The organism is Reinekea sp. G2M2-21 (assembly GCF_015687175.1).
In the GTDB taxonomy this organism is placed as follows: Bacteria; Pseudomonadota; Gammaproteobacteria; order Pseudomonadales; family Natronospirillaceae; genus Reinekea.
In genome coordinates this window covers 1-238 of the sequence record NZ_JADPQG010000053.1, presented here as the reverse complement: position 1 = coordinate 238, position 238 = coordinate 1, and the positions used below count along the sequence as shown (strand labels likewise).

The 238-nt window shown below is 41.6% G+C and carries 1 protein-coding gene; it reads left to right on the top strand.

Annotation, left to right across the window (positions count from 1 at the left end; genetic code table 11):
- On the top strand, window positions 1–238 hold a 238-nt coding region (locus tag IYN85_RS26105), incomplete at both ends, for a hypothetical protein (protein ID WP_230390991.1).

Below are 238 nucleotides of genomic sequence, written 5' to 3'. Positions count from 1 at the left end.
TGCGAACTTACCTGAGAGCTGGGGTTCACAACAAGTAAAGGAGTGGTTAATTGAGAGTGCTCCAAAATCACCAGAGATCGGAGAATGTTTTCATTTCGGCACTGGACTATGGGGTCACGTTGTTCCATTAGGAATGGAGTTCGCCGGATTTGAAGCAGAAGATTTCTATAGGCAAATTATTGTATCAATCCGAACAGTAGACACGGAATTAAATGCAATGATCAAGCTTGATTTAAGT